Below are 19,740 nucleotides of genomic sequence, written 5' to 3'. Positions count from 1 at the left end.
AGTCAGCCTTTTTGCTTTTAGTGCTTAAAGCACCTGGACATAGCAAAAACTCCCGGAATTCCGGGATACCCACAAAGTGGGTTCATCTTTACGCTAGAACTTAGGGTTTTCAAGGCCCCTTTTGGTCGTTGCGTATTCGACCAAAACATCTTTTAATTCATAAAGTAATTTCAGGAAATTTACAATAAAAATAGTTTTTTACTTACAAAATTTGTTTTTTAATGAGAGGCTATCTTCCTCTTAAATCTCTCTGGAATGATTGTCAAAATCATGACATTAGCCCTCGTGTTTTTTGAGAGGGTTAAAAAGCCTTAAGTTTTAAGATCAAAAGAACTTTGGACGCTTAAAAGTTAAACATTTTCAATTCGCTAATATTAACAACATAGACAAGAGTAATTATCTCCAATATTCAGGAATAGAAAGGACATATATTATGAAGACCACCCTTTCTCCGCTAATTTCAGAGTTCGAAACCGTTGAACAGGAAAGCAGCTACACTGCATGGCTGCGCGATAAGGTAGCGAGCAGTCTTGCAAATCCATATCCTCCTATTCCGCATGATGAGGTTATGGCTGAAATGGAAGTTATAATCAGTCAGCTTGAAGCTGAACAGGACAAGTGATGCTTCCGGTTTTGGTTGTCTTCGGCGCGCGACAATTTGCGTCAGATGTTACCTATATTGCTCGCGAAAATCCATCTGCTGCGCGCGCGCCGAATGAAAAGGTTTTTGGAAGCATCCGTACTGCCATTGGCTGAACATCCATATTTATACAGACAGAGTGAGAAGGTATTAGGATTACGAGAAATTGTAGCACATCCAAATTACCTTATATTGTATCGAGTAGCTGCACATCAAATCGAAATTGTAGCTGTAGTACATGCCCGACGTGAATTTCCTATTTTTCTTTAATCTAATGAGAGGCTATCTGCTTCTTAAATCTCTCTGGAACAATTACCAAAATCATGACAACAGCCTCCGTGTTTATCAAAGGGATTAAAATGATTTCTTCTATGGTAATGAATTTACACGCGGTCTCTTCATTAAAATTTGCACAATCGCTTGCTGTTTGAAGAAGGGGGGGTGATCGTTTCTCTGTGCTATAGGATGTGTGTCTGTGGAATGTGGTGGGGTGCCTTGTGGTTTTGGGCGTGCGCTTTAAAAAATAAACATAAGCATTATTCAAATTTACTTTAATGCATGAATTGTATCTGTATTAAAAGAGAAATCAGCTTTTTGTAAGCGCTTAATAAGTTTGGGAAATGTTTCGTTTACGTGTTCTTTAAAAGAAAGGTAGTAAACTCCACCAACATCTGAAAGCATTTCAATGCCTTCTTTTTGTAGAATAGCAATCCTCTCAAGAGGAAGTGCGGCAGCTAACATGCCCATTTCGAAAATAACGTTTTGTCGTGCACGGGGTTGAATTTTTTCTGCACCTTGAGATATAGCATAACCCATGTCATCATGCGTGAGGAGTACAATACCAAAACTTATAGAACTGTCACAAATTTCTTTTTTCAAAGTTTGAATGATGGGTAAACCATTACCACTCGTGTTTTGTAAGATATATGGTTCGAGACCAAGCTTGAGAAGAACATTTTCAAGCTCCGTTAAGGCATAACAATCATGACCATGAACGATAAAAATTTTTTTATTTGAAGGATTGGAGGCAGTTTTTGAGGAAGGAATCGTTGATGTTTCTTCTATATGCTTTGCTAAATCTTCTATTAACTTTTGTTTTATGTTTGCGCTGCCTTGAACTTGAAGTTTTCCTGTGCTTTTAAACCAATTAGTAGTGCCTCCTTCGGAGGTTTTGATCTGATATCCTTCAGGGGATGGATGTGATAGAGGTTTAGTTTCTTTGATTTGATATCCAGCTTTGCGAATTATGTTTTTAAGATCTTCAAGTGTTCCGCTATATTGCATTTTTATGTCCCCTGCATATTTGTATCGTCAGCTATTGGTATTCAGTACCAATATTGAAAATGACCATTTTCCCTAATCACAATGCTTTGTCTTTATAAGACATTGAACGAGAAAGTTTCTATGATCCTTTTTTCTATATATTATATGAAAAAAGACGCTAGTTTTTTATCAATTTGATTGAATTATTAAGCAATTTTATTGAGTTTCGAGGTATTCTCTTTATCTGTTATTGTGTGTTCTATATAAGTAATATAGTGGTGAGTATTTGGATTTTTATTAACACTTTATTTATAAATTCTCCTCCTATATTACAAGGGGGTTTTCTCACATTTTTCTTGCATTGTTTTAAGCAGTATTAAGGGGTTGTCGTTCCCAAAAATCACTTCTTCTACAGCAATGAATTCACATCCAGTCTTTAAGACTTCATCAAAGGTTGAAAAATCGCTTCCTGCTTGGATAATGGCGGGGGTTTGCATAATTTCTGCCCACCATGTTGCTAACTGGAGATTGCGGGGGTGCGCTTGGGGTTTTTTATCAGCCCCGAGTTTTCCAAAGAACAGGTAATCAACACCTGTTTCCGCTGCAAGCATAGCACTATGGCGATTGCGTAGATTGCCAAAGCCTATGATTTTTTGTTCCTTTTGCTGATTTTTGAAGCTTTCAAGAGCGTTAAGATCATCTTCTATGTGTAATCCATCAGCCTTTATGCGCCCAGCAATGCGGCTGTCATCAGCGATGAGAAGGGCTGCGTCATGATGTTGAATATCTTCTGCGTAAGTTTGCGCTTGTTGTTGTAAAAAAGAGCCATCATCTTTCAACCTTTCAGAATCATAGAGGATGACGCATGCAAAAGACTTTGTTTGCAAAATTTGCTGCAAAAATGTGTGTGGGGTGTTGCGCCGAACATCAAGTGTTAAAATCAACTGAGGGAAAAGAGGTGGATCAATTGGTTTATTTTTTTGTTGTGTCATGTCAAATCCCTGTTTCTTAGAAAAAATAACGCTTAAAAATTAAAGTTTCATTCTATTATGCTTATTTGCGATGAAAGTGACCACCATTTTCACGTAATTTAAAGGATTTGTGGGTGTGTGGAAGCCTGTTTATGAGAAATGAGAGTGTTTTTAAGCATAATATGTTACCTTTTCGCTGTGATACACGTATGGACGCTTTTCGTTCTTTTGCCTTTAAAAAACTTTTGCTTTTAAAAAAATAAACGCTTAAAATGAAACTTGACTCTTAAAAATTAAAATTTCATCCTGTTCATGCTTGTTGGCAATAAGGGTAAGCACCATTTTTATGGGACTTCAAGGGGGGTGCAACGTGTGGGAGTCCACTGATGAAGTACCAAGGTATTCTTGAGCATAATACTCAACCTTCTCATCGTGATACACGCATTGACGTTTTTCGTTCTTTGGCCTTATTGACGATTTTCATCAACCATATTCCCAGAACGATCTATGAGTCTTTTACTCATAGAAATTTCGGTTTTTCTGATTGTGCAGAAGTGTTTGTTTTGCTTTCAGGGATTGCTCTTGGGTTAAGCTTTCATGGACGGTTACAGCAAAAATCCTTTGCTTTTATTATCCGAAAACTTTGGTACAGAGCTCTGCAGCTCTATGGGGCATATCTTTTTACGACTTTTGTCACGTTAAGTCTTTTTTTTGCTGCCTTTTTATTATGGCGAACAGAAAAACTTTTATCGATGAACAATGTGGGACTCTTTTTTAAAGAGCCTGGTATCGCATTTTTGAGTACCTTAAGCTTTGGGCATCAATTGGGATATAATAATATTCTTCCTCTTTATATCGTTTTGATGTTTTTTGCGCCTTTTATCCTTTATTTGAGTTGTAAGCAGACAAAATGGCTGCTTTTGGGCTCCTTTACACTGTATCTTATCTGCGGATTTTATAAAATTGCTCCTCCTTCTTATCCTTTAAAGGGAAAGTGGTTTTTAAATCCTTTGTCTTGGCAATTCTTATTTGTCATAGGATTGACCAGTACTTTAGCGCTTAAACAAGGAAAAAAAATCGCTTTTCAGTCTTTTTGGATTGTTTGTGCGGCAGCGTATCTCTTGTTGGCGCTGTTATGGGTTCGCTTAAATTGGTGGGGCATTTTGGGGTGGCTTGGCTGGTCTTCCCCATTGTTGAACTTTAATAAAACCTTTTTAAGCTTGCCACGTTTACTCCATGTTCTTGCATTAGCCTTTCTCATTCTTTCTTTGCCGCGCATCAATAAATGGTTTTATGTCTCTCCAAAACATCCTTTAGCAATTTTAGGAAAACATAGTTTACCGGTCTTTGTAACGGGAACCATTTTTGCGATGTTTGGACAAATTATAAAAACAGTGATGACAGAAACGTTTTTTTCCGATACCCTCTTAATAATAACGGGTATTGCTTTGCAATTTGGAGTCGCTTATTATTGTGAAAAACGGCAATCTTGGCAGTGGTCCTTTTCAAGGAAAATGATCCGTTTATAAAAAATATTCCTGTAGTGTTTATTGGGCACGTTAACCTTAGTATAAAAAGTGCGTTGCGCAAAAAAATTAAAAGAGGTAGCAGTTTAAAAAAAAAGCGTTCTATACAGCAACAAAAGAAACTTTTTAATACTCTATTCGTTAAGGGGTGTGATTTTGTGCTGATACTTGGAGTATAAAAGCGTGAGTGTACATAAACGTCCATATGATGAACCTATTATCATGATTGAGCATAATGCTTTTGAAAATGCTTTTAATCGTCTCTATGAAGAAACAATGGCGCTGATTGAAAAAACCGCAGCGTATATTGACTCAGAAGGGAAATTAGTAGCACGCTCTCTTTCGGCAGAGGTTTCTGCAGTTTATGCGAAAGAGGCTATGTATTTAAGTACACGACTTATGCAAATCGCTTCTCAACTCCTTCTTCTTCGCGCAGAGCGTGAAGGGGAAATGTCATCAGAACAAATAAAAAAAGAAATTGTAAAAGTATCTCTTCATACACCGACATTGGAACTTGAAACCCCTCATTGGCAAGAACTGCCAGAAACTTTTCGCCAATTTGTTTCTCATTCATTGCGTTTAGAAGCACGCATAACCTATATGCGTGCTGGGTGGGAAACTGCGGCCTCCTGTGATTTAGAAGATGATAATCCAGTGGGAAAACAAATCGAATTGCTCAAAACAGCCTTTGGGCGTTCTTAGAGGGACTCCCCTTGCTTTGTGCGAAGGGGAAATGTCATCAGAACAAATAAAAAAAGAAATTGTAAAAGTGTCACTTCATACACCGACATTGGAACTTGAAACCCCTCATTGGCATGAATTGCCAGAAACTTTCCGTCCATTTGTTCTCATTCATTACGTTTAGAAGCGTGCATTTTTTTCATTTAGAGATGCTGCTGTAGTTTAAGCGCTTTGGTCAATAAGCGGCGGCTGTACGTTTAAGCGATGATAATCTAGTGGGAAAATAAATCGAATTACTGAAAACAGCTTTTGGGGGTGTTTTGAGAAGAATAGCGCCTTGCTTCTTTCTTACGATATTTAGAGCAGTATACCCATTTTTTTTTTACAACCGAAATTTCACAATTAAAACTAATCTAGAGTGTTTTTTTCTGCCTAATTTCTATTTGGCGTAGAAATATCTTGAGCTTATAGCTTAGAGGGGGTGTATAAGTATTGATTTCGAATATGGCATGGGATGGAGTATGGTTGGTCTTATGGAAATCGACTTTGGTTGATTGCAGCTGGAACACTTTCTGTTGATCTATCGTGTGATTTTGTTTTGGTTATGATAATGATCTGGCTCTAAGATAGAGTAGGGGCTTGTACATCAATTTATTTATGCTCTATAATTTATGCCTATAAAGCTGCTGTAAAGTGTGTGTTAATGAGGATGATACACATTGTTACAGTTTTTGGGCTTCTTTTGTTTTGAATGGAAGGTATTTTCCCTCGCGTAAAGTAAAATATCCAAAATAAAGTGCCATATAATGAATGCCCCATGGGTTCCCTGTGCCCCCATGCAATGTCCCTCTATATGCAATGTCATTGTGGTGTGATGAGTATACTCAAAAACACCTCTCAGTTCTTATTCACATTCGTTGAGCCTCTCTCATTTTTACGCTTGCAAAGGAAAAAGCCGGCACGATCATCATCTTTGCCAGTCCCCAATGTTGCGACAAGCTCTTGGAACTTGAGTCAATTTATTAGAGGCATTTTTAGTCCTTTCTTGTACAGTTTCACTCTATACGGCAATCCCACGTTTCATATGTAAGAGAATGGTTTTGATTGCTTCAATATAAACAGATTTGTAATGAGAAAATCTTAGGATATTCGGGATTCTTATGCAACATACAAAATAATTAATTATCTTTGTAAATCAATGTGTTGAGTTATTGTGGTAGCGTCATGCTATAATGTAAAAAGTTTCCGTAAAGTGTATACTATCCATTGCATAGCCTCTTTATACTTATGAATGTGCAATCCAGCACTGATCTATTTGCTCGTTTGCGATGTTTAACCATTATGGCATTGGAAATGATACAGAAAGGGAATTTTTATGCTTTAGAGGGTGCTTGATAAGGTGCTTGCTTGTGATGTGTGAATGGTTTTGATTGATTTCAGTTATGCTTCATAAAGTGTATTCCATAAAGATGCTGTTCGTTGTGTGTTATAATTGTATAAATTTGGGGGATATGATTATCTTTTTACTGGTTTTGTCTTGGGTTGCTGGTTTCTTTGTGGTCTTGTCTTTATTCACATCTTTATTCACAGGGGGGAAAAGTGTATAGACTGTAGTTTATGGCAGAGACGATTCGTATTATAGGCATTGATCCCGGATTACGGCGTACAGGGTGGGGCGTTATCGATGTTGCGGGTAATCGTCTTCAGTTTATTGCAGCAGGGACGGTTTCTTCTGATGTACAGTGTGAGCTGGCTTCCAGACTATGTCAGATCCACAAAGGTCTTTCAGAGGTTGTGCATCAATTTATGCCCCATGAAGCCGCTGTAGAACATGTATTTGTCAACAAAGATGCTACAGCAACTTTAAAACTTGGCCAAGCGCGTGCAATTGCACTGCTGGTTCCTGCGCAAGCAAATCTTCCTGTTTTTGAATATGCGCCCAACAAAGTGAAAAAATCAGTTATTGGGGTTGGACATGGGGCTAAAGAACAAATCCATATGATGGTCAAAGTTCTCCTCCCACGGGCTGAATTTGATAGCAGTGATGCGGCTGATGCTCTTGCTCTTGCTCTTTGTCATAGTATGCACCGTAACAGTATTGACCGATCTTATCAGGCAAGGATGGCGATATGAGTGGGGTGGAAGCATGATTGGCAAATTAAAGGGCACTCTTGAACATATCTTTGATGATCATATCCTTCTTGATGTTCACGGTGTGGGGTATGTTGTTTTTGTGTCAAATCGGCTGCGTCCTTCTTTACCCTCTGTTGGGGAGGCGTTAAGCCTTTTTATTGAAACGCATGTTCGGGAAGACGCAATCCGCCTTTTTGGTTTTGCTACAAGAGCTGAACAGGAGTGGTTTTGTCTTCTACAAAATGTTCCTGGAGTAGGGGCAAAGGTTGCTTTGGCAATCTTGGGTACTTTATCGCCAGATGAACTTGCACAGGCTATTGCTTTAAACGATGTTGCGATGATTAGTCGAGCGCCGGGCGTTGGTAAAAAAGTCAGTGAAAGAATTGTGGGTGAACTGAAAAGTAAAACACTCCCCTTTGAACAAGCGGTCAAGACTGTTTCGGTTTCTCAGCGTGAGATGACCAATCAACCTGCGCATGATGCGCTTTCCGCGTTGATGAAGCTAGGGTTTGAACGGGAGCATGCATCTCGTGCTCTTGCTCTTGCGATGAACGCTCTTGAGGGGGAAACTGTTTCTTCTGCCCTGCTGATCCGCCATAGTCTCAAATTGCTTTCTTCTCCTACTTAAAATCAAGGTAACAATGCATAAAGATGAAGATAAACGCCTTCTGGGTTCCGCCCCCCTTCCTAACGATCCAGATCGTTCCTTGAGGCCACAAGTTCTCGATGACTTTATTGGTCAAGAAGCGGCGCGGGCTAATTTAAAAATATTTATTGAAGCAGCAAAAACGCGGCAAGAAGCGCTGGATCACGTTTTGTTTGTAGGGCCACCGGGGTTGGGAAAAACAACGCTTTCACAGATTATGGCAAAAGAATTAGGCGTTAATTTTCGCTCTACTTCAGGGCCGGTCATCGCTAAAGCAGGAGATTTAGCCGCTCTCTTGACCAATCTCGAAGAACGTGATGTCTTGTTTATTGATGAAATTCATCGCTTAAATCCGGCGATTGAAGAAATTCTGTACCCAGCAATGGAAGATTATCAACTTGATTTGATCATTGGGGAGGGGCCGGCCGCACGCTCGGTGAAAATTGATCTGGCTAAATTTACTTTGGTAGCGGCAACCACACGTTTGGGGCTTTTAACCACACCTCTACGAGACCGTTTTGGCATCCCAATTCGTCTCAATTTTTATACGATAGAAGAATTGGAATATATTGTGCAGCGTAATGCACGACTTTTTTCCGTCAAGATCAGTGATGATGGTGCTCATGAAATTGCACGCCGAGCACGGGGAACCCCTCGTATTGCCGGACGGCTTTTACGGCGCGTTTGTGATTTTGCTTTAGTTAAACAAGCAAAACAAATTGACCAAAAAATCGCCGATGAAGCCCTTTCGCGCCTTGAGGTTGATCATCTTGGGCTTGATCCGCTTGACCGCCGCTACTTGCTCCTGATTGCGGAAACTTTTTTAGGGGGGCCGGTGGGGATTGAAACAATTGCTGCTGCTTTATCAGAACCACGCGATGCCATTGAAGATATTGTTGAACCGTATTTGCTTCAACAAGGTTTTATTCAAAGAACCGCTCGTGGACGCATTCTAACTGAAAAGGCTTGGAGCCATTTAGGGCTTTCTGCTCCAGCCTCTACAACGTCTATACAAAGGCGTTCTCAACTTTCTGATGCTCAAGACAATTCATCACTTCAGACATCTTTATGGGATGGGGAAGATGACTAAGGCATTCTCTTTGTTAAAAGAAACTATGTGAATATTTTATAGCAAGGTCATAAAATACAAGAGACGTGCCTTCTTTTAGCATATTCTGGCTAAAAAGGTTTGGCACTATTAAAGATTTTTTGCTTTTGCTTTTCACAACTTCAACACAAAAATGTGTTCAATCTTTTGATTGATAGATAATTTGCTATATTAGATGATTTTATGGGATATGAAGTCGATGACAGAAATAACACCTTTTAAGAGCAATCATACAAACGCTTTTCATAATTTTCAGGTCCGCGTTTATGTTGCGGATACAGATTTTTCCGGTGTAGTTTATCATGCGCGTTATCTTGAGTTTTTTGAACGAGGACGTTCAGAGTTTTTACGCGATACCGGTTTTAATAATAAGATGTTAGCAGCAGGGGGTGAGGGGGAAAAACTGTTTTTTGTTGTTCGTCATATGGAAATTAATTTTTCAAGACCCGCTAAAATTGATCATCTTTTAGTCGTTAAAACACGTGTTACTCATATCCAAGGGGCCCGCTTTTTTATGGAGCAATCTATTTTGCATGAGATGACTACGTTGGTAACAGCCAAAGTTGAAATTGCTCTGATTAATGAGGAGGCAAAACCGCGACGTTTACCCAAAGAACTTTTTGCAAAAATGCTTGGTTAAAAGTGTTATTCATTGAATTAGCAGTTTCAGGAGAGATCAGCAGATATAAAGTAATCTATAATCTAAGACTATACATTTATCATAGCCTAGATGTTTTCTAACAAGGTTACACGATACAGCAAAAGAAAGCACCTTTGCTACAATAACTACAATAAATTGAAGATGATATCCCACAAAATTAAACACACCTCATCCATGTTATGATTCAAAAACAATGTCATATCATCCATTTTCTTCTATAAACTCAAGATATTTTCTTTCTTTTGAAGAAAGGTTTGTTGGCATCGGAAAGCAGCGAAAAAGTACAAAAAAAGAAATAAAAATGGATTAAGATTTATTTTTATAAAAATGCACATACCCAGCGCAATATTGCAATAAAGTGATAATAAGCCATTAGGTCGAAAATTGTCTCAAAATACTTAAAGGTTTTTTTTAAGCAATTTGATTTGTTTTTTTACTGGACTGTCATTTGGCATCACAAGAGCACGTGTTTCATCCATAATGCATAACTTTATGTGCGCTTCTAAGCGTAGTAAATGAGTGAGAGATCAATGTATACAAAGCAGAAATGCATTCTTGATTTAAAGTTTCAAAAACATATTATTATATAATATATTGACTTAGAAAGATAAATTATCACTTCTCACGGGTACAAACCCTAATAGAGGAATAGAATAAAATACTTTACATTTCAAATCTGTTCATGTTGAAACAATTAAAATCATTTGCTTACGCATCATAAGAGAGCAATAAAAATCATTGAAAAAATTGTAAAAATGTTCCTTATGTATCATTTTCAATGCAATAATGATCAAATATCGCAAGTGAGCAAAGAGAGCGAAGAAGCTGGTTTTCATGAAGTAAAGACGTGAAAAGGCTTTTTTCATGTCACGGAAGCTTGTACGTTATACCATGGTGCCAGAGAGATGATAGGCATTGAAAGGGGCTAATTCACAACACAATGAGATTACATGAGACTTACACTAGATTATATAGGACTTATAATAGGGGGGTGCATGGGGGAGGCGCATTGTTGTGAGGTGTGGTAGGGTGGTTTAGTATCGTTTTTTGTGCCCGATGGTGTACCCCGTATTCAATTCGATGGAAAATGAGAGAAATAATAGCCTGAGGCAAAGCGTCATCTTTTATGATGATAACATATTTATTTACAATGATAATTCATTGCGTTGTCACTTTCAGATAATTCTGAAACTTGTAAAATTTTTTCTTTTCAAGCTCTATTGCCGCGAATTAATCAAAAACATTTTCTTACATGTCACAAGCGGAGTTGGTGAGTGGATACAAAAATACTTAAGAAAGGAATAAAATGCTTCTTATGAATCTTTTCAAGTGCTAAGACTTATCGCTGTATTTTAAGCTTAAAACGCGTATGATGATTTAGCGTTCTTTTCATAAGCGTAAAGATGGTGGTGCATAATAGATTTTATATCATGCATTTTTATGTCTTTTATTTTTATAGCATTTATGGAGAAATCCTTATCGTTATATTTTTCATAAATGCTGTTGTGAAATGAGGGGGGTGTGCATTGAGGGATGTCTCTCGTCATAACTTTTTAAGGAAATTTAAGAAACAAGTCTTGTTTTAGCGCATGGATTTATGTGAGACTAGAGTCTTTACTTAAATTTAGAAACTATAAAATAATCTGTTTTATAAATTTTAAAAATGCATCTTTCATTTAGAGGGACAAAAATTATGCCGCATGGTGAACTAACAAATCCGGAAACAATTGGAATGTTGCATTTGTTTATGCAAGCGAGTTGGATCGTGAAAGGTGTTATGATTGGGTTGCTGCTCGCTTCCATCTGGAGTTGGGCAATTATTTTTGATAAAATTTTTACGTATCGGAGAATACGGCGTGAAATAAAGCAGTTTGAACGTACATTTTGGTCTGGCAAAGCGCTAGAAGATCTTTATGCATCATGCAAAAGTCAACGTACCAATAGTATATCCGCAGTTTTTATGGCAGCAATGGTTGAATGGAAAAAATCTCTTGAAAAAGGGACCCATACATCGAAAAGTTTGCAGAGCAGAATTGATAAGGCTATGGATTTGACGCTGGGACGTGAAAGTGAAAAAATAGAATCAAAATTAAGTTTTCTTGCGACACTGGGATCTGCGGGACCTTTTATCGGACTTTTTGGAACAGTTATTGGTATTATGGAGTCTTTTCTTTCTATTTCAGCTTCTCAAAATACATCACTTGCCATTGTCGCGCCAGGGATTGCAGAAGCGCTTTTGGCAACCGCTATTGGTTTGTTTGCAGCAATTCCAGCTGTTATTGCTTATAACAAGTTGACTCATGAAAGTGCGCGCATCATTGCACAAATAGAAAATTTTGCCGATGAATTTTCAACAATTGTATCGCGGCGTATTGATGAAACACGCACAGCACCTTCCTCTTTATAAAAAGGATCTTATCCCATGGGTTTTTCTGTTGCTTCTTCTTCTCGCAAAAATACACGTAGGCGGCATCATTCACGAAGCCAACTGATGAGTGAGATCAATGTCACTCCTTTTGTGGATGTTATGCTGGTCTTGTTGATTATTTTTATGGTCTCTGCCCCCCTTTTAGTGAACGGTGTTCCTCTAGATTTGCCTCGTAGTCAAGCGGGTTCCGTACGAGCTCAAAAAACACCTCTTACGGTTTCACTTGACGCGCAAGGGCGCTTTGCCATTAATCAAGATTACTATGAAACGTCACAGGCCCTGATTGCACACCTGAAAACTCTTCTGGAAGCAGATGCTACACAAAAAGATCAACGGGTTTTTGTGCGGGTTGCTAAAACTGTTGAATATCAGCAAGTATTAAAACTGCTGGCGGATATTCAAAAAGCGGGGTTTTCTCAAGTTGCGTTAGCAAGTTTAGCACAATAAATAATAAGTAATAAAATTGTGCATAACCGGTTGTTTTTAAGATGTTTTTAAAAGAGCATAGAGTGATTAAAAATGAAAAAATGTAAGGCATAAGTAAGGCATAAAGAATGAACAAAGACTCCTATCATAGTATGAAACGAGGCTTGGCTTTATCCCTTGTGGTCCATGTCATTTTTCTCAGTTGGGGAGCCGTTCAGTTTACAAACTCTGTCTCTTTACCACAACCGTTGGAAGCAATTCCCATCACTCTTGCTCCTTTGGTGGACGAGTTTTCCTCTCAACAAGGAGCCGTGAAGGCTCCTATCCGTGCAATCCCTGCCGTCAAACCAACTATGCAACCACAAGAGAAAGAAGATGCACGCCATATTGGAGAGGGACAAATAGATAGTCTTGCACCGTTTCAACCAGAGGAAAAGCTGCGTCCCGTTGAAACAGCATCGCCACCATCAAGCGAGAACACGTCAGAAACATTTGCACCAGAACTTACAAAACCAGAATTATTAGAAGCAAAAACAGAGGATGCACCCAAGGTTGCACCTGAGATGCCTTTGGAGGCACCGGAGGATGCGCCCAAGGCTGCACCTGAGATGCCTTTGGAGGCACCACCGGAGGATGCGCCCAAGGCTGCACCTGAGATGCCTTTGGAGGCACCACCGGAGGGTGCGCCCAAGGCTGCACCTGAGATGCCTTTGGAGGCACCAGAGGATGCGCCCAAGGTTGCACCTGAGATGCCTTTGGAGGCACCACCGGAGGGTGCGCCCAAGGCTGCACCTGAGATGCCTTTGGAGGCACTACCGGAGGATGCGCCCAAGGCTGCACCTGAGACGCCTTTGGAGGCACCGGAGGATGCGCCCAAGGCTGCACCTGAGATGCCTTTGGAGGCACCACCGGAGGGTGCGCCCAAGGCTGCACCTGAGATGCCTTTGGAGGCACTACCGGAGGATGCGCCCAAGGCTGCACCTGAGACGCCTTTGGAGGCACCGGAGGATGCGCCCAAGGCTGCACCTGAGACGCCTTTGGAGGCACCGGAGGATGCCTCTAAGGTTGCGCTCAAGCCTGCGCACAAAAATGAAGAAATGATATCGCCAAAAGAATTGGCTCCAACGGTCCCAAAAGTACCAGCAGAGCAGATTGTTCATCAAGCGCCCAAAATTGTACTTCCAGAAAAATCTCTTCTTCCACAGTTTAAACCAAAGTTTGACGGAGAATTTCCAAAGAAGAATGAGGCTGCATTGAATCAAAAGACGCCAAAGCTTAACAAGAAAAACCAAGAGAAACAGACCATTGAAGATATTTTAGCTCTGGAGGAAAATAATTTGCTCAATCGTGCGCGGTCACAAGGAGGGGGAGCAAAACGTTCTCATACACCAGAAGCTTTGGGTGCAAGAAAAAATATTAATGATACCACAAAAATGGCACAAACATTGGTCAATATTGTGGGGGGATGTATTCAACAGAAGCTTAAACTTGTGGCGCTTGGCGGCGATTTAAAAAATCGTCCGGTCGTGCGGTTGCGATTTTATTTAGACCGTGAAGGGATGGTTGTGGGCGATCCTATCATTGATCCCGTAAGCGGCCTTGAGAGTCAACAAGCTATTATGATAAGGCAGGTGTATGCTGCTGTCTTTTCATGCCAACCTTATGCAGATCTCCCACGTGATCAATATGATCTATGGGGGCAAGGTTTTGACTTTAATGTTGATCCCCTCCAAGAAATAAGATGATAAACGAGAAAAAAGCGCTTAACGAAAGGACACATTCCATGATGACTATAACGAGACATAAAGTTTTTGCTTGGTTTATTGTCACTTGTGGGGTGTGGCTTTCAAGTATTTCATCGGGTTATGCGCAATTGAAAGGAACTATTTCGAGCGCTGATTTTAATCCCATTCCCATTGCAATTACAGACTTTATTTCCAATGATTCGATTGGGTTGAAAATATCTGCTGTGGTGACAGCCGATCTCGAACGGTCGGGGCTGTTTTTACCGCTTGATAAAGCAAATTTTTTTGAAAACATTTCTAATCCTAATAAACAACCACATTTTGCTTCTTGGCAGAAAATAAAAGCGCAAGGTTTAGTTACTGGGCAAGTCATGAGAGAAATCGATGGACGTTTGAGGGTCGATTTTCGTTTATGGGATGTGTTTGGACAAAGACAATTGAAAGGACGGCGTTTTTATACTGCGACAGAACGTTGGCGGCGTGTGGCACATATGATCGCAGATGAGATCTATAGTGAGATGACAGGAGAAAGTGGTTATTTTGATACACGAATTGTTTTTATCGATGAAACAGGTCCTCAAAATGCACGCATTAAACGTTTAGCAATGATGGATCAAGATGGAGCAAATTTGATTTATATGTCTGATGGAAGTGAATTGGTGCTTACACCGCGGTTTTCACCAAAAAGACAAGAATTGACCTATATGGCTTACGAGGACAATCAAGTACCTCATGTTTATCTCCAACAAATTGAAATGGGGCAAAGAGAGTTGATCGGAACGTTTAATAACATGACAATTGCTCCGCGTTTTTCTTCTGATGGACAAAAAGTTATCATGAGTTTGTTACAAAATGATGGGAGTGCCAATCTTTACACTATGGATTTACGAACCCGTACGATGACGCGACTTACAACAACTTCTGCTATTGATACTTCTGCTTCTTATTCACCGGATGGAAAACAAATTGTCTTTTCTTCAGATCGTAGTGGAAAGCCGCAAATCTATAAAATGAATGCGGATGGGAGTGATATTCAGCGTATTTCTTCAAACGATGGGAGTTATTCAACACCTATTTGGTCTCCACGGGGTGACTATATCGCCTTTACAAAACAATTAAGCGGACAATTTTCTATCGGTGTTATGCGCCCTGATGGACAAGGAGAACGAATTTTAACCACAGGGTTTCACAATGAAGGACCAACGTGGGCCCCTAATGGTCGTGTGCTGATGTTCTTTCGCAAAAATCCCGGTATGGGACCAAAAATTTATACGATTGATATTACGGGTCGCAATGAACGTCAATTACCCACCCCCAATGATGCTTCAGATCCAGCATGGTCGCCTTTGCTCAATATACAGTAAAACAAAATGCTTAAAAACAGAAGATAGAAGGAATATAGTCTATACAGTCTCAAGTTTACACAATCTCAATAGTTTTTAATTATTTAAAAGAAGGAATTGATTATAGTGGGTATGGGGAGTTATGTAGATTTCATCTATCATCTATGGTTGTTGATCGATAATGGAATTTCCTTGGGGGAAAATGCTTAAAAAAATTCAAAACAAGACCTTGAAAAAATAGAGCCGAAAATTCTAAGATCTCTAGAGTTCAACTTTTTATTCAAAGTGTCGCTATATATATTTTTTTAAACTTCCTCTTCGATTTTGTTTGTGAAGAGTCCTCTTGTCAGGGGGGCTGTTGCTCTCTGATGTGTTTTATTCAAGTACGCGGTTGTTTTAGATCTGAATATTGATTGATTAGTAAGAGCAAAAGGACAGATTTTTAAGATAAATGACGTTATTTTAGAAATATACGATGCCATAAAGTCAAAAATTTATCCGCAACGGATTAGAGAGATGTACCGGCTTTTTGTACAATACTTTGCTAAACAATCAGCTCTGGCTTTCCATTTGCTTATTTTTATTCTGTGATGTTGTAAAAACACTGCCCTTTGAGGTGTGGGGATATAGGGCGTATAAACCTCCTTGATATATTCTAAGTGTTTTTTAAGTGCGTAGCGAATATTTAGGGGAGTGTATGTTTGTTGAGCCTTAAGTTTCAAGTGAATTTTATGAGTGATTCGTCATAGGAATACGTCAAGAAACCCCTAATTGTTTAGAGGCTAGATCATTTAATTACTTGAGAGCGGAGAGAGGAGGTTAATCTTAAAGAACAAAAAGATCAAATAGAGAGGAATATAGGGATAATCTTTGGGGCATGTAAGAAAGGCGTGAGGCTACAGAGTTTTGTATGCTTTCTTTTTGGGATTATGTTTTCTGAAATTAATTGCGGTTTTCTTGTTGCACTGACAGCTTTTCCCCGCTATTGACGCGGGGCTTTTATATATGCGGATAAAGAGGAGAGGTGACAGATGCTTTTGAAGCCCTCATGCATGAAGAGAGGGCTTATGCAAATGATGGGAATTATACAGACAATTTTGCCAAAATCTCATCACTGACATCAAAATTTGCATAAACATTTTGCACATCATCATCTTCTTCTAATGTTGAAATTAGTCGTAAAACGGACAAAGCTTTTTCTTCATCTATTGGTGCAAGGGTGGTGGCTTTCCAAATCGTTTTAATCGATTCTGCTTCACCAAGTTTTGCTTCAAGTGTTTTGGAAACTTCACCAATATCTTCAAATGCGCAGGTAATATGATGTCCGGTTTCTTCTGATTGCACATCTTCGGCACCGGCTTCAATTGCTGCATCCATGATGTTATCGGCTGTTCCTGCTTCTGGCTTATAGATTATTTCACCAATCCGATTAAACATGAAACTGACCGATCCTGTTTCCCCTAAGGCTCCTCCTGATTTTGTGAAGGCGGCGCGCACATTTGAAGCGGTGCGGTTGCGGTTATCAGTTAAAGCTTCAACAATGACGGCAACGCCGCCTGGTCCATAGCCCTCATAGCGTACTTCATCATAATTTTCGACATCGGCGCCTGACGCTTTTTTAATCGCGCGTTCAATATTATCTTTCGGCATCGATTGTGCTTTGGCATTTTGAACAGCCAGCCTTAAACGTGGGTTCATGGCTGGATCAGGAGCACCTTGTTTTGCTGCTACGGTAATTTCGCGCGCAAGCTTAGAAAATATTTTCGAGCGCATTGCATCTTGACGCCCTTTACGGTGCATAATATTCTTAAATTGTGAATGGCCTGCCATAGTTTTCCTTCCTATTTGAGGGCTTTTTTGCCAGTTGGATACTCCTTAGAATTTAAGGCGATAAAGCATGCATCCCACCAGAATAAATGTGCCACAGCATGAGGTGAAATAATCGAATAAACCCTTTATAAGAAAATTCATCTTAAAGGTAAAGACACCTTAGTTGAGGATCATTACAAGAGAGATCTCTTGTCGTTGAGCAAAAATAACGCTATAACAGAATGTAATCTCATAGCAAAATGGTTTATTCCATGCCGCGCTTTGTTTTAGGAGTGGTTGGAGAGACCTAAACATATAAAAAAGTTCCAGTGCTCTTGAGTGGGCGGTAACCTGCCTCATAGAAGAGGCGCAGAAGAGGATTTATAAAAATGGCAACGCAACTTTTGATGCCCAAAGCAACAGCTGTTTGGTTGGTTGATAATACAGCTCTTTCTTTTGATCAGATTGCAGAATTTTGTAAATTGCATGTCTTGGAAGTAAAAGCTATTGCCGATGGTGATGCGGCTTATGGTATTAAAGGTTTAGATCCGATTAGTTCTGGGCAATTGACGCGCAGTGAAATTGCACGGGTGGAGGCTGATCAAAACGCACGATTGAAAATTTCTCAATCGAGGGTGCATATTCCTGAAAAAAAACGTAAAGGGGCGCGCTATATCCCTCTTTCTCGACGCCAAGATCGTCCCAATGGTATCCTATGGTTGGTTACGAACCATCCCGAGTTGAAAGATGCGCAAATTGCACGGTTGATTGGGACAACAAAAGCGACAATTGAACAAATCCGCCTTAGAACCCATTGGAATAGTGCAAATTTGGTTCCTCTTGATCCTGTAGGACTTGGTTTGTGTTCGCAAATCGATTTAGATTTTGAGCTCCAGCGTGCGGCGAAAAATCGTCCTGTTGCAGCAGAAGAAGATAGGTCGTTGCTTCCCGCTTCTGTGACGGAAAACGCTGCTCTAGAGGAAAATGAGAGTGAAGAAAATCTGCATAAGACTTTTGATGCTGATAAAGTTTTTGCAAAGCTGAACGCGCTGCAAAAAAATCGTCAAGATCAAGATGATGCATAAAAAGCCATGACGCATAAGGGAAACATTTCTTATGGAAATGTTAGAGGAATGGCTGAGGAGAAGAAAAATTGGCAGAGACTTAAAAGTAAAAATGAGGACGAAAAAACAGAAAAATTTCTTCTTCATTAGGAATTAACGGTTATTCTTAAAAATATTTTTAAGAATTGACCCTTCTTTACGAAATTCAAGGAGAAACGGACTATGCGCTCTACCAAAAAAACCATCTCTCATTCCTTAGCTATCCTCTTTCTTTTCTCACTATGCCTGGGTGGGTGTGGCAAAAAAAATGTTGGTGCACTTAACGGTATGAATGGCGCTTATATGAATGATGCTGGTTTGAATCAGGTGTCACCAGGCTCAGGACAAGAATTTACGGTTAATGTGGGTGATCGCGTGTTTTTTGGTCTCGATTCTTCTTCACTTGATGCTGATGCTGAACGTATTTTAACGCGCCAAGCAGAATGGTTGCTTCATTATCCTTATTATTCTATTATGATCGAAGGTCATGCTGATGAGAGGGGAACACGTGAATATAACTTGGCACTTGGACAGCGCCGTGCTGTTGCTGTGCGAAACTATTTGGTGTCTCTTGGTGTGTCCGCACAACGGATTCAAACAATTTCTTACGGAAAAGAAAGACCTGTAGCAGTATGTGATGATATTTCCTGTTGGAATCAAAATCGACGTGCTGTGACAACGTTGAGTGACATGAATAATCATTAAAAAGAAGATTGTTTGTTTCAACTATTCAATAAGCTCTTAAGGGGAAAAAAGAATGTATCGTAAAATCAATTGGAAAACACTCTTTTATATGGGGGTTTTCATAGCTTGTTCTACTTCACTTGTTCAAAGTGCGGCACGAAAGGCTTCCGAATATCCTGCACATGATACGGATAAAGTTGATGCAGTTGATAAGGCAACTGATGACGTGAAGAAAGCACCTGATGCAGCCGATAAAGCAGCATCTGATGTGTTGGAAAAAGCCACTGACGCTGTTGATAAGGCTGTTGATGCTGTTAAAGAAGCGCCTGAAGCAGCCGATAAAGCAGCATCTGATGTGATAGAAAAAGCCACTGACGCTGTTGATAAGGCTGTTGATGCTGTTAAAGAAGCGCCTGAAGCAGCCGATAAAGCAGCATCTGATGTGATAGAAAAAGCCACTGACGCTGTTGATAAGGCAACTGATGCAGTGAAGAAAGCACCTGAAGCAGCCGATAAAGCAGCATCTGATGTGATAGAAAAAGCCACTGACGCTGTTGATAAGGCAACTGATGC

The 19,740-nt window shown here is 39.7% G+C and carries 18 protein-coding genes and 2 pseudogenes; 17 read left to right on the top strand and 3 right to left on the bottom strand.

Going from position 1 to position 19,740, the window contains the following annotated elements; translation table 11 throughout:
• Positions 1–433 precede the first annotated feature (433 nt).
• The 3 genes from ACFIMS_RS07820 to ACFIMS_RS07810 are packed head-to-tail and all read left to right on the top strand — an operon-like array spanning position 434 to position 910.
• The gene (locus tag ACFIMS_RS07820) at positions 434–622 is read left to right on the top strand and encodes an antitoxin (RefSeq protein WP_375611750.1); all 189 of its coding nucleotides are present in this window, start codon (positions 434–436) and stop codon (positions 620–622) included.
• 11 nt (positions 623–633) lie between these two features.
• On the top strand, positions 634–756 hold the full coding sequence (locus ACFIMS_RS07815) for a hypothetical protein (RefSeq protein ID WP_375696581.1): 123 nt from the start codon (positions 634–636) through the stop codon (positions 754–756).
• Positions 698–910, top strand: coding sequence for a type II toxin-antitoxin system RelE/ParE family toxin (locus ACFIMS_RS07810; protein WP_375696580.1), 213 nt, complete (start codon positions 698–700; stop codon positions 908–910). The genes ACFIMS_RS07815 and ACFIMS_RS07810 overlap by 59 nt, the downstream gene beginning before the upstream one ends.
• Before the next feature lie 276 nt (positions 911–1,186).
• Here the strand turns inward: ACFIMS_RS07810 and ACFIMS_RS07805 are convergent, their stop codons facing one another.
• Entirely contained in the window at positions 1,187–1,924 is a 738-nt protein-coding gene (locus tag ACFIMS_RS07805; RefSeq protein ID WP_375638276.1) for a TIR domain-containing protein, read from the bottom strand.
• A gap of 308 nt (positions 1,925–2,232) precedes the next feature.
• Positions 2,233–2,895, bottom strand: a complete 663-nt coding sequence (locus ACFIMS_RS07800) for a thiamine phosphate synthase (protein ID WP_375696579.1) — start codon at positions 2,893–2,895, stop codon at positions 2,233–2,235.
• 365 nt (positions 2,896–3,260) lie between these two features.
• On the opposite strand from ACFIMS_RS07800, the gene ACFIMS_RS07795 reads away from it, so the two are divergent.
• The 11 genes and pseudogenes from ACFIMS_RS07795 to tolB all read left to right on the top strand — a co-directional run bounded on the left by ACFIMS_RS07795 (position 3,261) and on the right by tolB (position 15,592).
• Positions 3,261–4,403 carry an OpgC family protein gene (locus ACFIMS_RS07795; protein ID WP_375674834.1) on the top strand — a complete coding sequence of 381 codons (1,143 nt, stop codon included), beginning with the start codon at positions 3,261–3,263 and terminating at the stop codon, positions 4,401–4,403.
• A 180-nt stretch (positions 4,404–4,583) separates the two neighbouring features.
• Positions 4,584–5,102 (top strand): DUF1465 family protein, encoded by a 519-nt coding sequence (locus ACFIMS_RS07790; RefSeq protein WP_375696578.1) that lies wholly within the window; start codon positions 4,584–4,586, stop codon positions 5,100–5,102.
• Positions 5,103–5,124: 22 nt separating this feature from the next.
• A pseudogene (locus ACFIMS_RS07785) lies at positions 5,125–5,270 on the top strand (DUF1465 domain-containing protein); the annotation flags it as partial.
• Positions 5,271–6,698: 1,428 nt separating this feature from the next.
• Positions 6,699–7,214, top strand: a complete 516-nt coding sequence (ruvC, locus tag ACFIMS_RS07780) for a crossover junction endodeoxyribonuclease RuvC (RefSeq protein ID WP_375613206.1) — start codon at positions 6,699–6,701, stop codon at positions 7,212–7,214.
• A gap of 13 nt (positions 7,215–7,227) precedes the next feature.
• On the top strand, positions 7,228–7,842 hold the full coding sequence (gene ruvA, locus ACFIMS_RS07775) for a Holliday junction branch migration protein RuvA (RefSeq protein ID WP_375611757.1): 615 nt from the start codon (positions 7,228–7,230) through the stop codon (positions 7,840–7,842).
• Positions 7,843–7,855: 13 nt separating this feature from the next.
• Positions 7,856–8,950 (top strand): Holliday junction branch migration DNA helicase RuvB, encoded by a 1,095-nt coding sequence (gene ruvB / locus ACFIMS_RS07770; RefSeq protein WP_375611758.1) that lies wholly within the window; start codon positions 7,856–7,858, stop codon positions 8,948–8,950.
• 217 nt (positions 8,951–9,167) lie between these two features.
• Entirely contained in the window at positions 9,168–9,608 is a 441-nt protein-coding gene (gene ybgC / locus ACFIMS_RS07765; RefSeq protein ID WP_375611759.1) for a tol-pal system-associated acyl-CoA thioesterase, read from the top strand.
• Between the two features lie 1,714 nt (positions 9,609–11,322).
• Positions 11,323–12,036 (top strand): protein TolQ, encoded by a 714-nt coding sequence (tolQ, locus tag ACFIMS_RS07760; protein ID WP_375606538.1) that lies wholly within the window; start codon positions 11,323–11,325, stop codon positions 12,034–12,036.
• Positions 12,037–12,051: 15 nt separating this feature from the next.
• The gene (tolR, locus tag ACFIMS_RS07755; protein WP_375696577.1) at positions 12,052–12,504 is read left to right on the top strand and encodes a protein TolR; all 453 of its coding nucleotides are present in this window, start codon (positions 12,052–12,054) and stop codon (positions 12,502–12,504) included.
• 107 nt (positions 12,505–12,611) lie between these two features.
• Entirely contained in the window at positions 12,612–14,228 is a 1,617-nt protein-coding gene (locus tag ACFIMS_RS07750) for a cell envelope biogenesis protein TolA (protein ID WP_375696576.1), read from the top strand.
• Positions 14,229–14,266: 38 nt separating this feature from the next.
• A complete protein-coding gene (tolB, locus tag ACFIMS_RS07745; protein WP_375638279.1) occupies positions 14,267–15,592 on the top strand; it encodes a Tol-Pal system beta propeller repeat protein TolB in 1,326 nt (441 codons plus the stop codon).
• A gap of 1,062 nt (positions 15,593–16,654) precedes the next feature.
• On the opposite strand, the gene ACFIMS_RS07740 is transcribed toward tolB, so the two are convergent.
• Positions 16,655–17,401, bottom strand: a complete 747-nt coding sequence (locus ACFIMS_RS07740; protein WP_254492472.1) for a YebC/PmpR family DNA-binding transcriptional regulator — start codon at positions 17,399–17,401, stop codon at positions 16,655–16,657.
• Between the two features lie 368 nt (positions 17,402–17,769).
• Here ACFIMS_RS07740 and ACFIMS_RS07735 point away from each other — a divergent pair, with 368 nt between their 5' ends.
• From ACFIMS_RS07735 to ACFIMS_RS07725, 3 genes and pseudogenes are all read left to right on the top strand, one after another.
• The gene (locus tag ACFIMS_RS07735; protein ID WP_375611764.1) at positions 17,770–18,465 is read left to right on the top strand and encodes a DUF1013 domain-containing protein; all 696 of its coding nucleotides are present in this window, start codon (positions 17,770–17,772) and stop codon (positions 18,463–18,465) included.
• A gap of 201 nt (positions 18,466–18,666) precedes the next feature.
• Complete coding sequence (gene pal, locus ACFIMS_RS07730) at positions 18,667–19,188, top strand: peptidoglycan-associated lipoprotein Pal (protein ID WP_375611765.1); 522 nt, start codon at positions 18,667–18,669, stop codon at positions 19,186–19,188.
• Between the two features lie 52 nt (positions 19,189–19,240).
• Positions 19,241–19,740, top strand: a pseudogene (locus ACFIMS_RS07725) (tol-pal system protein); the annotation flags it as partial.

The sequence above is a fragment of the Bartonella sp. AP331QHHD genome (assembly GCF_042195905.1).
In the GTDB taxonomy this organism is placed as follows: Bacteria; Pseudomonadota; Alphaproteobacteria; order Rhizobiales; family Rhizobiaceae; genus Bartonella.
The sequence above is the reverse complement of the archived record's forward strand: the minus strand, read 5'-3'. Positions and strand labels throughout refer to the sequence as shown.

Coding starts and splice junctions, on each gene's coding strand:
- ACFIMS_RS07800 (WP_375696579.1), bottom strand. CDS start 2,895: ATGACACAACAAAAAAATAAACCAATTGATCCACCTCTTTTCCCTCAG.
- ACFIMS_RS07820 (WP_375611750.1), top strand. CDS start 434: ATGAAGACCACCCTTTCTCCGCTAATTTCAGAGTTCGAAACCGTTGAA.
- ACFIMS_RS07740 (WP_254492472.1), bottom strand. CDS start 17,401: ATGGCAGGCCATTCACAATTTAAGAATATTATGCACCGTAAAGGGCGT.
- tolB (WP_375638279.1), top strand. CDS start 14,267: ATGATGACTATAACGAGACATAAAGTTTTTGCTTGGTTTATTGTCACT.
- ACFIMS_RS07735 (WP_375611764.1), top strand. CDS start 17,770: ATGGCAACGCAACTTTTGATGCCCAAAGCAACAGCTGTTTGGTTGGTT.
- ruvC (WP_375613206.1), top strand. CDS start 6,699: ATGGCAGAGACGATTCGTATTATAGGCATTGATCCCGGATTACGGCGT.
- tolQ (WP_375606538.1), top strand. CDS start 11,323: ATGCCGCATGGTGAACTAACAAATCCGGAAACAATTGGAATGTTGCAT.
- ruvB (WP_375611758.1), top strand. CDS start 7,856: ATGCATAAAGATGAAGATAAACGCCTTCTGGGTTCCGCCCCCCTTCCT.
- ACFIMS_RS07750 (WP_375696576.1), top strand. CDS start 12,612: ATGAACAAAGACTCCTATCATAGTATGAAACGAGGCTTGGCTTTATCC.
- pal (WP_375611765.1), top strand. CDS start 18,667: ATGCGCTCTACCAAAAAAACCATCTCTCATTCCTTAGCTATCCTCTTT.
- ybgC (WP_375611759.1), top strand. CDS start 9,168: ATGACAGAAATAACACCTTTTAAGAGCAATCATACAAACGCTTTTCAT.
- tolR (WP_375696577.1), top strand. CDS start 12,052: ATGGGTTTTTCTGTTGCTTCTTCTTCTCGCAAAAATACACGTAGGCGG.
- ruvA (WP_375611757.1), top strand. CDS start 7,228: ATGATTGGCAAATTAAAGGGCACTCTTGAACATATCTTTGATGATCAT.
- ACFIMS_RS07795 (WP_375674834.1), top strand. CDS start 3,261: ATGAAGTACCAAGGTATTCTTGAGCATAATACTCAACCTTCTCATCGT.
- ACFIMS_RS07805 (WP_375638276.1), bottom strand. CDS start 1,924: ATGCAATATAGCGGAACACTTGAAGATCTTAAAAACATAATTCGCAAA.